Origin of the sequence: Pusillimonas sp. MFBS29 (genome assembly GCF_020687695.1) — a bacterium.
GTDB lineage: Bacteria > Pseudomonadota > Gammaproteobacteria > Burkholderiales > Burkholderiaceae_B > Pusillimonas_C.
The window spans coordinates 1-13,522 of sequence record NZ_JAJEWL010000007.1 but is presented as its reverse complement, the minus strand read 5'-3'; the positions used below and the strand labels follow the sequence as shown (position 1 = coordinate 13,522).

At 56.5% G+C, this 13,522-nt stretch carries 15 protein-coding genes and 1 other RNA gene; 10 read left to right on the top strand and 6 right to left on the bottom strand.

Annotated elements, in window-relative coordinates:
• Positions 1-4: 4 nt before the first annotated feature.
• Genes LKR43_RS11095 through LKR43_RS11085 form a run of 3 tightly spaced genes read left to right on the top strand, consistent with a single transcriptional unit; the run spans position 5 to position 2,738 of the window.
• Positions 5-574 carry an RNA pyrophosphohydrolase gene (locus LKR43_RS11095; protein ID WP_227684129.1) on the top strand — a complete coding sequence of 190 codons (570 nt, stop codon included), beginning with the start codon at positions 5-7 and terminating at the stop codon, positions 572-574.
• Positions 555-1,232 carry a response regulator gene (locus LKR43_RS11090; protein ID WP_227684128.1) on the top strand — a complete coding sequence of 226 codons (678 nt, stop codon included), beginning with the start codon at positions 555-557 and terminating at the stop codon, positions 1,230-1,232. Before LKR43_RS11095 ends, LKR43_RS11090 begins: the two co-directional genes overlap by 20 nt.
• 3 nt (positions 1,233-1,235) lie before the next feature.
• Positions 1,236-2,738: a sensor histidine kinase gene (locus LKR43_RS11085; protein WP_227684127.1), complete on the top strand. Its 1,503-nt coding sequence runs from the start codon at positions 1,236-1,238 to the stop codon at positions 2,736-2,738.
• Here the strand turns inward: LKR43_RS11085 and LKR43_RS11080 are convergent, their stop codons facing one another.
• The 3 genes from LKR43_RS11080 to LKR43_RS11070 form a co-directional block, all read right to left on the bottom strand.
• Positions 2,739-3,644: an NAD(P)-dependent oxidoreductase gene (locus tag LKR43_RS11080; RefSeq protein WP_227684126.1), complete on the bottom strand. Its 906-nt coding sequence runs from the start codon at positions 3,642-3,644 to the stop codon at positions 2,739-2,741.
• Positions 3,645-3,773: 129 nt separating this feature from the next.
• Positions 3,774-5,279: a tripartite tricarboxylate transporter permease gene (locus LKR43_RS11075; RefSeq protein ID WP_227684125.1), complete on the bottom strand. Its 1,506-nt coding sequence runs from the start codon at positions 5,277-5,279 to the stop codon at positions 3,774-3,776.
• A 13-nt stretch (positions 5,280-5,292) separates the two neighbouring features.
• A complete protein-coding gene (locus tag LKR43_RS11070; protein ID WP_227684124.1) occupies positions 5,293-5,754 on the bottom strand; it encodes a tripartite tricarboxylate transporter TctB family protein in 462 nt (153 codons plus the stop codon).
• A 339-nt stretch (positions 5,755-6,093) separates the two neighbouring features.
• Between LKR43_RS11070 and LKR43_RS11065 the strand changes: the two genes are divergently transcribed.
• The 4 genes from LKR43_RS11065 to LKR43_RS11050 all read left to right on the top strand — a co-directional run bounded on the left by LKR43_RS11065 (position 6,094) and on the right by LKR43_RS11050 (position 7,845).
• Positions 6,094-6,498, top strand: a complete 405-nt coding sequence (locus tag LKR43_RS11065; RefSeq protein ID WP_227684123.1) for a hypothetical protein — start codon at positions 6,094-6,096, stop codon at positions 6,496-6,498.
• A gap of 6 nt (positions 6,499-6,504) precedes the next feature.
• Positions 6,505-6,819, top strand: coding sequence for a cell division protein ZapA (locus tag LKR43_RS11060; protein WP_227684353.1), 315 nt, complete (start codon positions 6,505-6,507; stop codon positions 6,817-6,819).
• A gap of 43 nt (positions 6,820-6,862) precedes the next feature.
• A non-coding RNA gene (gene ssrS / locus LKR43_RS11055) (6S RNA) lies at positions 6,863-7,042 on the top strand.
• Between the two features lie 86 nt (positions 7,043-7,128).
• Positions 7,129-7,845, top strand: coding sequence for an SIMPL domain-containing protein (locus tag LKR43_RS11050; RefSeq protein WP_227684122.1), 717 nt, complete (start codon positions 7,129-7,131; stop codon positions 7,843-7,845).
• Here the strand turns inward: LKR43_RS11050 and lgt are convergent.
• On the bottom strand, positions 7,808-8,593 hold the full coding sequence (lgt, locus tag LKR43_RS11045) for a prolipoprotein diacylglyceryl transferase (protein ID WP_227684121.1): 786 nt from the start codon (positions 8,591-8,593) through the stop codon (positions 7,808-7,810). The genes LKR43_RS11050 and lgt overlap by 38 nt on opposite strands.
• A 101-nt stretch (positions 8,594-8,694) precedes the next feature.
• Between lgt and LKR43_RS11040 the strand changes: the two genes are divergently transcribed.
• Together LKR43_RS11040 and msrA are read left to right on the top strand one after the other, a co-directional pair.
• Entirely contained in the window at positions 8,695-9,051 is a 357-nt protein-coding gene (locus LKR43_RS11040; RefSeq protein ID WP_370632100.1) for a c-type cytochrome, read from the top strand.
• Positions 9,052-9,053: 2 nt separating this feature from the next.
• A complete protein-coding gene (gene msrA / locus LKR43_RS11035; RefSeq protein WP_227684120.1) occupies positions 9,054-9,581 on the top strand; it encodes a peptide-methionine (S)-S-oxide reductase MsrA in 528 nt (175 codons plus the stop codon).
• On the opposite strand, the gene LKR43_RS11030 is transcribed toward msrA, so the two are convergent.
• The gene (locus tag LKR43_RS11030; protein WP_227684119.1) at positions 9,563-10,528 is read right to left on the bottom strand and encodes a nucleoside recognition domain-containing protein; all 966 of its coding nucleotides are present in this window, start codon (positions 10,526-10,528) and stop codon (positions 9,563-9,565) included. The two genes, msrA and LKR43_RS11030, sit on opposite strands and share 19 nt — an antisense overlap.
• Before the next feature lie 93 nt (positions 10,529-10,621).
• Positions 10,622-11,734 carry a 4-hydroxyphenylpyruvate dioxygenase gene (gene hppD / locus LKR43_RS11025; RefSeq protein ID WP_227684118.1) on the bottom strand — a complete coding sequence of 371 codons (1,113 nt, stop codon included), beginning with the start codon at positions 11,732-11,734 and terminating at the stop codon, positions 10,622-10,624.
• 197 nt (positions 11,735-11,931) lie between these two features.
• Here hppD and LKR43_RS11020 point away from each other — a divergent pair, with 197 nt between their 5' ends.
• Positions 11,932-12,408, top strand: a complete 477-nt coding sequence (locus LKR43_RS11020; RefSeq protein WP_227684117.1) for an Lrp/AsnC family transcriptional regulator — start codon at positions 11,932-11,934, stop codon at positions 12,406-12,408.
• Positions 12,409-13,522 lie beyond the last annotated feature (1,114 nt).

The window sequence follows — 13,522 nt, the reverse complement described above, 5'->3', positions numbered from 1 at the left end:
GCCTATGTTAGACCGAGAAGGCTACCGTCCTAATGTCGGCATTATCCTCGTAAATCAAAAAAATGAGGTTTTCTGGGGTAAACGTATTCGTGAACACGCATGGCAATTCCCGCAAGGGGGCATCAAGTACGGGGAAAGTCCCGTGCAAGCCATGTATCGCGAGCTTCACGAAGAGGTGGGCTTGCGGCCCGAACATGTTCGTATCTTAGGACGGACGCGCGATTGGCTGCGCTACAACGTACCGAGCAATTTTGTTCGGCGTGATTCGCGTAGCCACTATAAGGGGCAAAAACAGATCTGGTTTTTGTTGCGTATGGTCGGGCGTGACTCCGACGTCAGCTTGCGGGCGACCAGCAGTCCCGAGTTCGATGCCTGGCGCTGGAGCCACTATTGGGTTCCCTTGGAAGCGGTTATTGAGTTCAAGCGCGAGGTCTACACGCTTGCCTTGAATGAACTGGCGGCCATATTGTTCAAGCGCGGGCAGGAAACGCGCTATCTACGGCAGCGCGGGCAGAATCAGCGCTCGGCCATCAGTACAGACAACAAGAGCAGCCATGCGCGTATTACTGGTTGAAGATGAGCGCGAAATGGCGGCCTGGCTCGAAAGGGCACTGGCGCAAAGCGGATTTTTGCCCGAGCACGCACCCGATGCCCGCACCGCCGAGGCCTTGCTGACCGCATCGGAATACGACGCCGTCATCATGGATTTGCGCCTGCCAGACAAGCACGGTCTGGTGCTGTTGCGCGAAATGCGCAACCGTGGCGATGTTACCCCCGTTCTGATTCTGACCGCCCAAGGCGCACTCCAGGATCGTGTCCGGGGGCTGAATCTCGGTGCCGATGATTTCCTGACCAAGCCCTTTGCGCTTGAAGAGCTCGAGGCCAGGCTTTCGGCCCTGGTGCGGCGTAGCCGGGGGCGACAGGCTCCGTGCATGCAGTGTGGTTCGCTGGTTTACGACAGCGAGAGCCGTGCTTTCGGCCTGGGTGGCGCCATTCTGCATCTTACGCCCCGGGAACAGGCCGCCTTGTCGGTATTGATTACCCGCAGCGGCATGCCCGTGGAAAAAAGCCAGCTTTTCAATCGTGTTTTCGAGCATGACAGCGACGCCAGCCTGGACGCCATCGAGGTAGTCCTGCATCGCCTGCGCAAAAAGCTGGCCGGCAGCGACGTACACATCGTGACTGTGCGTGGCCTGGGCTATATGCTTGAAAGCATAGAAGAAGACGCCTGACTCATGGCCTTGTTCAGCCGGAAACCGCCGGGCAGCATACGCTTCTGGCTGCTGTCGCTCCTGATTCCGGGTACGGTAGGGCTGATGGTGTTCGACAGCTGGAATGACTACTACGCCCTGAGGGCCGTCACCAGCGCGGTATACGACAGCGCCTTGCTTGATCCGGCCAAGGTGTTGGAAACCAGCGTGGCGTTCAATCCTGATGGCTCGTTGCGCATAGACCCTCCGTTTTATGCGCAAGTCATGCTGGAATCACGCGCGGGCGATCGCAAGTACTTCCGGGTAGAAGATGTCAGTGCCGTCGAACAGCCCTTGTCGGGTATGCCGGGCAATGCCATAGAGGGGGAGACTCTGCTGGGCATGCAGGGCCTGCCCAGACCCAAGGCGTTTGCCGAGAGCGAAGGCATGCCTGTGTTCTATACCGGTATGTATCGCAATGACGAGGTCCGTATGGTCGCTCTGTGGCGCGATCTATACTACGAAGGCAGTCGCCGGCAAATCGTCGTGCTGGTGGGTGAAAGCGTTGATGTGCGCATGCGTACCCAGCAGGAAGCGTGGCGCCAGGGTTTGTTTCGCGACGCGCGCATGCTGATACTGGTGGTGCTGCTGGTCTGGTTCAGTGTGGCCTGGGCCCTGCGCCCGTTGAATGAGCTGCGGCGCGAGATCAAGGCGCGTGATATCGATAACCTGCTGCCCCTGGATCAGAACAAGGTGCCACACGAGGTTGTACCGATGGTCAGGGCGGTCAATCACCATATCGGCCTGTACCGTCAGGTACTGGGAAAGCAGGCCCAGTTCCTGGCCGACGCTTCCCATCAGTTGCGTACGCCGCTGGCGATCATGCGTACGCAGGCCCAATATGCCAAGCGCGAGCCTGATATTGCCCGCACGCGGGAGACCCTGGGTGCCATCGTTCAGCAATTGGGGCAGGCGTCCCGTCTGACCGAACAGCTGCTGTCGCTGGCCCATGCCAGCGGTAGCGAGATAGCGCCGCAAGGCCGTGTCGACCTGAACACGCTGACCCGCGATATCGTGCTGCAGTACCTGACACTCGCACGCGAGAAGCATCAGGACCTGGGCTGGATTGATTGTCGCGACCTGGAAACGGGTACGCCTGACGGGCGGGTGCTGGTGCTGGGTAGTGAGGCTGAAATCCACGAGGCAGTCGCCAACCTCGTGCATAACGCCATCAACCACGCCGGCGAGGGCTGCACGATCACCGTTTCAACCGGGGCCGATGGAGAGCAAGCCTGGGTCAGTGTCAGTGACAGTGGAGTAGGGCTCGACCCTTCCCTGCGCGAGACGGTATTCGGGCGCTTTGATCGCGGAGGACAGGGGCACAAGAGTCCCAACAGTGGATCGGGTCTGGGGCTGGCGATTGCGCTGGCTTACGCCGAGCGCAATCATGGCACTATCGTGCTGGAAGATGGCGACCCGTCGGCAGACGGGGGGACAGGTTTGCGCGCTTTGCTGAAACTGCCCCTGTATCGCCCGCAAGGTGAGTGATCAACCGCGCAGTCGCTTGATCAGGCTGGATGTATCCCAACGATTGCCGCCCATTTGCTGCACATCGGCATAGAACTGGTCGACCAGTGCCGTGACAGGCACGCGTGCGCCATTGCGCTTGGCTTCCGACAGCACCAGGCCAAGATCCTTGCGCATCCAGTCAACGGCAAAACCGAAGTCGAACTTGTCTTCGATCATGGTTTTTCCGCGGTTCTCCATCTGCCAGCTTTGCGCAGCACCCTTGCTGATCACGCCCAGTACCTGTTGCATGTCGAGTTCGGCAGCCTGTCCGAAAGCTATGGCTTCAGATAGCCCTTGTACCAGGCCGGCGATGCAGATCTGATTGACCATCTTGCACAGCTGCCCGGCACCCGGTGCGCCCAGCAGGGTGACTGCCTGGGCGAAATGAAATGCCAAGGGTTGTATCGCGTCGAAGTGTGCCTGCTCGCCGCCGCACATGACGGTCAGCATGCCGTTCACTGCACCGGCCTGGCCGCCTGAAACGGGGGCATCAACAAAGCCTACGCCCAGTGCTGCGGCTTTCTCGTGCAGCTCACGTGCGACTTCGGCCGAGGCGGTGGTGTGATCAACCAGGATAGCGCCCGATGCCATGCCCGCCAGCGCGCCGTTTTCGCCAAGTATGACGCTGCGCAGATCATCATCGTTACCTACGCAGCAAAACACGATGTCGGCACCTTGAGCCGCTTCCCTGGGAGTAGGTGCTGCCTTGCCGCCGAACTCCTCGGTCCATGCCTGGGCTTTCTCGAAGGTTCTGTTATAGACCGTGACACTGTGACCGGCTTTGGACAGGTGTCCCGCCATGGGAAAGCCCATGACACCCAGGCCCAGGAATGCAACCTTGGCAGCTGGCTGGGTTTCGTAGGATCTGTCGTTGATCGATGGCATATCGTTGTTCTCCGGATTAGGTTTATGTGTGTTTGCTCCAGCCATAAGATTAACAAATAAAAAACCCGCCGGATGCGCAATGTGCACCGGCGGGTTGAGGTTCGATGAAAACCTTGTTTCGTTAAGGCTTTAGCCTTCGTCCACGAATGCTTCCTCGCGACGTTTCTTGACTGAGGGCAGTGCCACCAGTACGACCAGTATCGCGGCTGCAATCAGCAGGGACATGGACAGTGGGCGCGTTACGAACGTGGTGTAGTCACCGCGTGCCAGCAGCAGCGCGCGCCGGAAGTTCTCTTCCATCATTGGCCCCAGGACCAGGCCGAGCAGCAACGGTGCACCTTCACATTTGAGCTTGGCCCAGATGTAACCCAGCAGGCCGAAGGCGGCAGTCATCCAGATGTCGAACACGTTGTAGTTCAGCGTGTAGACACCGATGGTGCAGAACACCAGGATGGCAGGGAAAAGTATGCGGTAGGGTACGTTCAGCAGCTTGACCCACAAACCCACCAGCGGCAGGTTCAGAACGACCAGCATCAGGTTGCCTATCCACATGGACACGATCAGGCCCCAGAACAGATCGGGGTGGCTGGTCATGACCTGAGGACCAGGCTGAATGTTGTGGATGGTCATGGCGCCGATCATCAGTGCCGTAACCGCGTTGCCAGGAATACCCAGGGTCAGCAGAGGAATGAACGAAGCCTGCGAGCCGGCGTTGTTGGCCGATTCGGGGCCGGCCAGACCTGCAGGATGGCCTTTGCCGAAGCGCTCGGGGGTTTTCGAGAGTTTCTTTTCCAGTGTGTAGGAAGCAAACGAAGACAGCACAGCGCCGCCGCCTGGCAGAATACCCAGTGAGCAGCCCAGTGCGGTACCGCGTACGCATGCGGGCCAGGCTTCCTTGAATTCCTGCTTGTTCGGATAAAGGCTACCGACCTTGCTGGTCAGATCGACGCGTTGGTCTTTCAGTTCCAGGTTGCTCATGATTTCGGCAAAACCGAAAACACCCATGGCGACCGCTGCGAAGTCGATGCCGTCTTGCAGTTCGGGGATGCCGAAGTCGTAGCGGGCAACACCCGAGTTGACGTCAGTGCCGACCATACCCAGCAACAAGCCCAGCAAGATCATGCAGATGGCTTTGGGCAGCGAGCCCGATGCCAGCACCACAGCACCGATAAGGCCCAGTACCATCAGCGAGAAATACTCGGCCGGGCCGAACTTGAATGCGACCTCAGCCAGAGGAGGTGCAAAGCCGGCAATCACCAGTGTGGCCACACAACCGGCAAAGAACGAGCCCAGGGCGGCAATGGCCAGCGCAGCACCTGCCCGACCATTACGAGCCATCTGGTGACCATCGAGTACGGTCACGACCGCCGATGTTTCACCCGGCAGGGCAACCAGAATGGCAGTGGTGGAACCGCCGTAAGCAGCGCCGTAATAAATACCTGCCAGCATGATGAGGCCGGCAACGGGTGGCAAGACATACGTAATGGGCAACAGCATGGCGATGGTGGGCACCGGGCCAACGCCCGGCAGAACGCCAATCAGTGTTCCCAGAATACAACCCAGCAGACAGTACGCCAGGTTTTCCATTGTCAGGGCTACCGAGAAGCCCAGCATCAAGTGTTCGATTAATTCCATGTTCCGGCTCTCCTTACATGCCTAGAAAGCTGGGCCACAAGGGGAAGATCAGTCCTAATCCCTTGATAAACGCAAGCCATACAAACAAAACCAAAAACAAGCCGGTAATAATGGAGACTGTCCAGCTGAACTCGTGACTGGCGAAGCTGCTGCCTACGACCAGCAGGAACACGGTCAAGTAGATGCCCAGAGAGCTTAGCAGGACGCCGGCAAGGGCGACGGAACCGACGACGATGGCAGCGATCTTCCAGTCGAATTTTCCGATTTCCGTTTCTTCTGCTTTGGGTGACAGGGCGCCCAGGGCAACGATTGCACCCAACAGGGCCAGCAATACGCCCAGCCAGAAAGGGAAATAGCCCGGGCCCATTCGGGCAGCGGTGCCCATTGAATAGCTGGTGGCCCCTAGGGCGAATCCCGTGCCTATGGCAAGGAACATGATTCCGGACCAGAAGTCCTCTTTATTTCTGAGCTGCATGTTGAACTAATCTCCCTGACAGCAGTAAAACAAATGTTAAAAGCGTTCCAGTCATCCCTGGGGATGGCGCGGGCGCCGATGATGCAAAGACGGTCAGTAAATACCGAAAGGTGAGGCATGGTAATAGACGGTCGGAACCCTGAAAACCCCGGTTTGCCCTCAGTTATTTAGGGTTTACCCCCAATATTCATAATTTTTTCATAATGTGAGCCGACTGGACCAGCTACTCGGCTCAGTTTGAAAGAAGGTTGAAAGGATTTGGAAAGAGCCATGAAAGGTTATGATGGCGGTTAAATTTTTCCTATTCACTTTCTGTCGCGATGGTTTACGATAACGCCCATGTTGCAAGATCTTGATTCTCTCGCCGCCCGTATCGGGCAACTGGTGCAGTTCACCCGCCAACTGCAGAACGAACGCGCTGCCATGCAAGCACGCGTGAAAAGTCTCGAACAAGAGCGCGATGCCATGCGCGAGCAGCTTCAGCGCCGCGAAGCTGAGTATTCCGACTTGTCTGCAAGCATGAGCACGCACGATACACAGCTTAAGGCGCTGCAGGCCGAAGCCCAGGCCGAGCAATCCCGTCAGCAGACCGAGCTCGCTCAATGCAAGGCCGAATCCGAAGCATACCGGCAGCGGCTTGCTGCCAGCCAGGCCGACACTTCTCATCTGCGTCTGGTGGCCGACAAGGCCAGGGAACAGATCGATTCAATTTTGGTGCGCCTGCCTGGCGCGCCTCAGGAGTAAATGGCTATGGAACGCGTAGACGTATCTATCTTGGGGCGCGATTATTCACTGGCATGCCAGCCCGCCGAAAAGGAAACCTTGCTGGCGGCGGTCCGCCACGTCGATCAGCGCATGCTGGGCGTCAAGGGGTCAGGCAAGGTTTCAAGTAACGAGCGCATAGCTGTTATGGCAGCCATACAGATTGCCGGAGAACTGCTATCCATGCGCGCACCTGACGGGCCGCTAGGCAATGTTGCCGTGGGTGATTTCAAGCGCAGGATGGACGACATGAACGCGCTGCTCGATCAAGTCGTCGTTCCGGTCGTTCAGGAACAAAGTTAAAGATTTTTGATTTCCGAATACACGGCATGTGTGTTCAAATAGCTAAACCCTGCAGTGTTCGAGACATGGCCATACATTCCTTGAACCAATGCTTTTGGCATCAGGTTGCTCGATTGACAAGTAGGAGCGATCTTCTCTCGAAGAACCCGAAGCTTGACTGAAGGCGACCACCTTGGACCTCCGGTTCCAGGATGCCGGCCTTGACGGCACAGGCGGGGCCATTTTCCAAAGCTCGTCTCCGGACGAGCTTTTCCTTTATGGGGCGTCAATATGTATCTTTCCAAGCAGAAACGTAATTGCCTGTTAGCAATGGCTTTAGGTCTGAGTGCCGGTGTTGCCGCGCTGCCTGCCGTGGCGCAGCCGCCCGAGCGCGCAGGGCACCATCATGTGCACCAGAAGTGGCCGCAAGCCCAGTTGCAGGCTGAAGCCAATGCGGAAATTGCACAAGACACCGTGAAGATAACGCTGGCGGCCGAACTTAGCGATGCAACGCAAACGGCCGTCGCAGATGCGCTGACGAAAGTACTGGAAGACACGATGAAGCAGGCCAAGGCGGGGGCGCAAGGCAAAACCGCCATCAAGATCAGTAGCGGTAACTACCGTATCTGGCCCATGAACAACAAAGACGGGAAGATCACGAACTGGCGTGGCCGTGCCGAGATACTGCTGGAGTCGACAGATTTACCCGCCGCATCCGAGCTTGCATCCAGCTTGAGCGACCGTATGCCCATAGACAACCTGCGTTTTTTCGTGTCGCCGCAAGCCCGCGCTGAAAAGGAAGCTGCACTGCTCGAAGAAGCGGTGAAGGCGTTCCGTGACCGTGCGCAGGCGCTTACGCAGGCCTTTGGTTTTGCCAGCTACAGCATCAAGGAAATCAACCTGGGTGGATCCGGTGCACGCTATGAATCGGCACCGCGAATGATGGCCATGGCTGCCGACAAGGCTTCCGTGCCACTGGAAGGCGGCACGGAAATGGTCAGCGTGGCGATCAGTGGGTCGATTTTTTTCCAGCAACAACAAAAATAATCGCACCAATCAGGATCATGGGCAGTGAAAGCAACTGACCCATGCTCAGGCCGGCGGTCAGCAAGCCCAGGTATTGGTCGGGTTCACGGGTGAATTCCACAAGGAAGCGGAAGGTGCCGTAGCCCATCAGGAACAGTGCGCTGACCTGGCCGGTAGCGCGAGGCTTGCGCGCAAACCACCACACGACTGCAAACAGCACAAAGCCTTCAAGCCCCATTTCGTACAACTGCGAGGGGTGTCTGGCCAGGCCATCGCCGCTTTGCGGAAAGACCATGGCCCACGGCAGATCGCTTGGGCGGCCCCACAGTTCGCCATTGATGAAGTTACCCAGCCGGCCAGCAGCCAGACCCAGGGGGATGAGCGGTGCAATGAAGTCGCCCACTTCGAGCAAGCTTTTTTGATGCTTGCGGGCGAACAGAAGCAGGACCACGATAACGCCGATCAAACCGCCATGAAACGACATGCCGCCTTGCCACAGAAAGAATATTTCCAGGGGGTTGGCCAGGTATTCCGATGGTTTGTAGAACAACGCATAACCCAGTCGGCCACCCACTACAACGCCCATTACGCAATAGAAAATCAGGTCTTCCAGATCGCGCAAAGACAGGTCCGTTTTACCTTGCTTGATGCGCCAGCGGCCCAGCAGCCATACCTGCGCAAATCCGAGAAGGTACATGAGCCCGTACCAGTGGATGGAAACAGGCCCGATCTGCAATGCGACGGGGTCGATCTGGGGATACTGAAGCATGTAAGGTGTGTCCTGATTGAATATCGCCGATAATACCGCGATAACTCACCGGAGGTGCAGTGCACATACCGGTTTTCAACTACGATATTCAGGTGTAGTCCATGGTTGCTAGAAGTATGTCAGTGTTGTTAGGTTTGCTGGGCGTATGCCTGGTGCCGCTCGCTAATGCGCAAATGGTGGGTGTCGATCTGGCCAGGGCCAAGAATTGCCTGTCTTGTCACCAGGTAGATAAAAAAGTGGTGGGCCCGGCCATGACTGTAATCGCCGAACGCTTTGCCGGTGGCCAGGAAGGTGCCCGGAATTACCTTGCCCAGGCCATACGTAATGGTGGCCGGGGGCGGTGGGGGCCTGTACCTATGCCGGCACAGCCGCAGGTTAACGAGGCTGAAGCACAACTGCTGGCAGCATGGATACTTTCATTGGCCGAAACAGGGCCTGAAACTCAAACCAAGGAATAGTCATGACGGAAACGGCAGTCTTTGGAGGTGGGTGCTTCTGGTGCACCGAGTCGGTGTTTCTTTCGTTGCGGGGTGTCATCAGTGTTGCGCCTGGCTATAGCGGCGGCCACGTCGAACAACCTACCTACGAGCAGGTGTGCGGCAAGGCTACAGGGCACATTGAAGTTGTACGGCTGGTGTTCGACCCCGATATCATCACTTTCGAAACGCTGCTGCAGGTGTTCTTTGCCACCCATGATCCAACCACACTGGACCGGCAAGGCGGCGATATAGGGCCGCAATATGCATCGGCGATTTTCTTTCAGTCAGAGTCGCAGCGGGAAATCGCACAGCACATGATTGAGCAAGTGCAAACCGAAATTGGTGTGCCGGTGGTAACCCGGCTTCTTCCGGCTCAAACTTTCTGGCCTGCTGAAAGTTACCATCATAATTACTATGCCCGTAACCCCGGGCAAGGCTACTGTCAGGTGGTTATTTCCCCCAAGCTGGCCAAGTTCAGAAAGCGTTATGCTCAGTTGCTGGCCAGTTGAGCTTCGCGTCGAATCTTGCTGCCCGGCCTGGTAAGCCGGGCCAGCAGCGCAATAATCACCAGGGTCACCAGTACACGGCCGACCAATACCACCCAGATATCGGCACCCAAGGCTACTATCAGCAAGGTATCTTCGATCAGGCCGTGTGAGAGCGACATCCACGACAGCGCAAGGAAACGGGTCCTGCGTGAAAAATTCTGTTTTTTTGCTTCTTCGATGATGAGCGCGCCGCCGTAAGTCAGGCCCATCAGCACTCCTACAGTAGTCACGGGCGCGACCCTTGCGTCCAGCCCCGACAGTTTCAGCAGCGGCAGCATGGCCGTCGTGATGCGGCGGGTAATGCCCAGCTTGTCGAGAATATCCAGCAACAGGACGAGAACCACGATCACGGCAAACGTCAGGGCCAGGGAGAATGCCGTTGATTGTGCCCATGCCATCCAGCCCGAGCCTTCCGTGCCCGACATAACGGACGAACCGCCCAGCCATTCAAACGACATGGGCTGGCTCAATGTGCCAGTCAGATGACAGAACCAGGATACGGCGGTGCCGTACAGGATGGCGGTGCCCAGGCGCAGTGCTGCCGTGGTATTGAAAGAGGCCCCGGCACGGCGCACGATGGCCTGTTCAACCGGAATGGCATGCGCGAACAGCATCATGGCGCCCAGTGTGCTGACTTGCGCTGCATTCATCTCGATGGATGCAGCCAGGCCTGCAAGCGATGCGATGCCGCCATAGATGCCTGTGAACACCGTGGCAGCCCAGACGATACCGGCTTCCGGCGGCAGGTTCAGCAGAGCCATGGCCGGTGCAATCAGTTCGCCGACCCGGTCCACCAGTCCCAGCTGCTGGCCTATTTGTACGACCACCATAACCGGCAGCATCAGTTTGGTGACGGCAACGAACATCCGCCAGCAGCGCTGCAGCAGCGCAAGTGCATAGGCCCGCATTTTTTGTCCTTGGTTAATAAACGAAACGTAGAAACTCAACCAAAGAATTGTATAGGTTTGCCGGGAATAGGACAGTGGCCTGCCTTATCCGATCTACTCAGTTGTTTTCAAAACGCCACGGCGCATTTGATCCAGTTCTATCGATTCGAACAAGGCCTTGAAGTTCCCTTCACCAAACCCGTCATTGCCCTTGCGTTGAATGATCTCGAAGAAGATCGGTCCAATCTGATTTTCGGTGAAAATCTGCAATAGCAGTCCGCCTTCTGCGGCGCCATCAAGCAATATCCGGTTTGCCTCCAGGCGGACAGTGTCTTCACCGTGATTGGGGAGACGACGGTCCAGCAGCTCATAATAAGTGGAGGGCGTATCCAGAAACTTAAGGCCGCCGGCGCGCAGCTGCTCGACCGTTGTGTAGATATCGTTGGTCGCCAGGGCGATATGCTGAATGCCTTCGCCGCGGTAAAGATCCAGGTACTCTTGTATCTGGCCTTTTGCCTCGGTGCCTTCTTCGTTGATGGGGATGCGAATGTTTCCGCAGGGCGAGGTCATCGCCTTGGATTTCACGCCGGTAACCTTGCCTTCAATATCGAAATAGCGGATCTCGCGGAAGTTGAACAGACGCTCGTAGAATTCGGCCCATTCGTCCATCCGGCCCTTGTGTACGTTATGCGTCAGGTGATCGACCAGCATCAGACCAGCGCCCGCGTGGTTACGATCGGCTTCGGCCGTCTCGGTGTGTATGGGTTCGAAATCTACGTCGTAAATGCTGATATCGCCAATACCACCATGGCCGTTCTTGCCTTGCCAACGATCAACCAGGTAAATCAGCGAATCGCCTATACCCTTGATGGCTGGAATGTTCAGCTCCATGGGGCCGCTGCCTGAGTCAAAACCCCAGGCGCCCAGTTCCAGCGCCCGCTTATAGGCTTTTGCAGCGTCGTCGACGCGAAAGGCAATGGCACAGATGGATGGGCCGTGCAGACGTGCGAATCGCTGGGCGAATGAGTCGGGCTCGGCATTGATCAGGAAGTTGATGCCGCCCTGGCGATAAAGCGTGACGTTCTTGTTGCGATGGCGTGCGATCGCCTTGAACCCCAGTGTTTCGAACACTTTGCCCAGGGCAACGGGATCGGGGGCTGTGTATTCGATGAACTCAAAGCCGGCGGTGCCCATGGGATTGTCCCAGGTGGCATTAGGGTTGTGCATGGTGGGTCTCCATTAATGTGATTGCTGTGCGTCAAAGCGTGTACGTGGCGGTAGCGGCAATCCGCTATCTGCCCTGACACAGGTTGCGACAAACCAAAATTCTAAGCAAATATTCAGGGCAGGTGATTGCGAAATGCACTTGCTAAACTTGATCTAAAGCAATTTAATTGCTTCATATAAAGAATATGGAGCGTTAAATGTCACAAAATCAGCTGGACAGGACAGATAGGCAAATACTGATGGAATTGCAGCGTGACGGACGCCTGAGCAATCAGGAGTTGGCCGATCGGGTGTCGCTGTCGCCCAGCCCATGCCTGCGCCGGGTCAGGCGTCTGGAGGACGAAGGCTATATAGAGCGTTATGTTGCGCTGGTGAACCCGGACAAGGTGGGTCTGAAGTTGCTGGCCTATATAACAGTCAGGTTGAACAAGGTGTTTCGTGCCAGTCATTCGCCGGTATCGGATTTCGCACGTGACGTGCAGGATTGGCCCGAGGTGGTGGAGTGCTACGCGATGTCGGGTGATATGGATTATCTTTTGCGTGTGCAGGTCGAGGATCTGAGTCAGTTCTCCCGTTTTGCCATGGATACATTGATGCAGCATCCGGCTGTTATCGATATGAGGTCCAGTTTTACTTTGCAGCGTATAAAGGAAACTACAGAGCTGTCTATATAGGCTATGTGCTGTATATATAGTAGTAGAGCAGTAGATGGTCTATCCGTCTCTCTATATATCTAGTTCTCTGCTCTATTCGGCTTTGTTATTTACAGCCTTTTCGGCTGCTTGATTGCAGCCCTTTCGTTTTCTGCTTTTTTTACAGCCTTTTCGTTTTTACAGCCTTTTCGTTTTTACAGCCTTTTCGGTTTCTTAAGAAAGAGGGGTGTCTCAGGGGCCGTTCCGGCTTCACGCGCTACGTCCCTGGCTGCGCCAGGGATGCCCGATTCATGACGGGCTGACGAGGCGGTTGCCGAACTCGCCCGAATGAACAGCCACTGGCTGTTCATAAACGCCGGGCTCGAGCAGCGGCAACCTTGTATCCTCGTCATCCCGCCCTGAATCGGCGTGCGCGAGGCGCCTGCACAGCCCCTGAGACACCCCGCTTTTTAAGATATCGAATGGTGGAAGGCTGTTTTTTGGGATGCGTCTGGATAGGGTTCGCATCTATTACAGTCAATGCCATTTGAGTATTGCCTGGCCAGGGCGATCGAAAAGCCGAGGCGCCGGCCGTCAGTGTCCGGCCAAGCCGAAACATGGCGGCCGATGCGCCGTCCCCACGCGAAGCCGTAACGGATCGAGTCAGCCCACGATTCAGGCGCCCCGGTACTCGAGTATCTAAGCGCTGGGGTGTGCCGTGCCGGGTGGAGAGCCGTTTGAGCCAGCCGGGACCGCAGCGATCGGCTCGTAATCCGGCACGGCACACCCCAGCGCCTTTAGAAACCCGAGTATCCGCCAGAATCCAAAGCATTCAATAAGAATGCTTTTGGATTTAACGACCCGTTCCCAGCCCGAGTTAGCCCGTTCCCGCGCTAATTACCCTTGGATCTACCTGTCTCACACCCCTCGCGCCAACTATTTTCAATTTGGTTAAAAATATATTTCATTTATATTTCAATAGCTTGCTTTTCGTTGACGTAAAAAACCTGGCTAAAAGTGGGTTTTGCTTGGTTTTCCAGTTGCACGGGTTAAAAAAGCTATGCTATAGTTCTGTTCTTTCGCAGCCAACACATCAGGGTTTACCCGAATGTGACGGCGATTCAAGCGGGACTGCTTTGAGCGGGCACATTTGAAT

Bases quoted from the DNA above. Each gene is read 5' to 3' on its own strand.
- LKR43_RS11070 (WP_227684124.1), bottom strand. From the start codon at position 5,754: ATGCAGCTCAGAAATAAAGAGGACTTCTGGTCCGGAATCATGTTCCTT.
- LKR43_RS11050 (WP_227684122.1), top strand. From the start codon at position 7,129: ATGGCTTTAGGTCTGAGTGCCGGTGTTGCCGCGCTGCCTGCCGTGGCG.
- LKR43_RS11030 (WP_227684119.1), bottom strand. From the start codon at position 10,528: ATGCGGGCCTATGCACTTGCGCTGCTGCAGCGCTGCTGGCGGATGTTC.
- LKR43_RS11040 (WP_370632100.1), top strand. From the start codon at position 8,695: ATGGTTGCTAGAAGTATGTCAGTGTTGTTAGGTTTGCTGGGCGTATGC.
- hppD (WP_227684118.1), bottom strand. From the start codon at position 11,734: ATGCACAACCCTAATGCCACCTGGGACAATCCCATGGGCACCGCCGGC.
- msrA (WP_227684120.1), top strand. From the start codon at position 9,054: ATGACGGAAACGGCAGTCTTTGGAGGTGGGTGCTTCTGGTGCACCGAG.
- LKR43_RS11075 (WP_227684125.1), bottom strand. From the start codon at position 5,279: ATGGAATTAATCGAACACTTGATGCTGGGCTTCTCGGTAGCCCTGACA.
- LKR43_RS11060 (WP_227684353.1), top strand. From the start codon at position 6,505: ATGGAACGCGTAGACGTATCTATCTTGGGGCGCGATTATTCACTGGCA.
- LKR43_RS11065 (WP_227684123.1), top strand. From the start codon at position 6,094: ATGTTGCAAGATCTTGATTCTCTCGCCGCCCGTATCGGGCAACTGGTG.
- LKR43_RS11095 (WP_227684129.1), top strand. From the start codon at position 5: ATGTTAGACCGAGAAGGCTACCGTCCTAATGTCGGCATTATCCTCGTA.
- LKR43_RS11080 (WP_227684126.1), bottom strand. From the start codon at position 3,644: ATGCCATCGATCAACGACAGATCCTACGAAACCCAGCCAGCTGCCAAG.
- LKR43_RS11020 (WP_227684117.1), top strand. From the start codon at position 11,932: ATGTCACAAAATCAGCTGGACAGGACAGATAGGCAAATACTGATGGAA.
- LKR43_RS11085 (WP_227684127.1), top strand. From the start codon at position 1,236: ATGGCCTTGTTCAGCCGGAAACCGCCGGGCAGCATACGCTTCTGGCTG.
- LKR43_RS11090 (WP_227684128.1), top strand. From the start codon at position 555: ATGCGCGTATTACTGGTTGAAGATGAGCGCGAAATGGCGGCCTGGCTC.
- lgt (WP_227684121.1), bottom strand. From the start codon at position 8,593: ATGCTTCAGTATCCCCAGATCGACCCCGTCGCATTGCAGATCGGGCCT.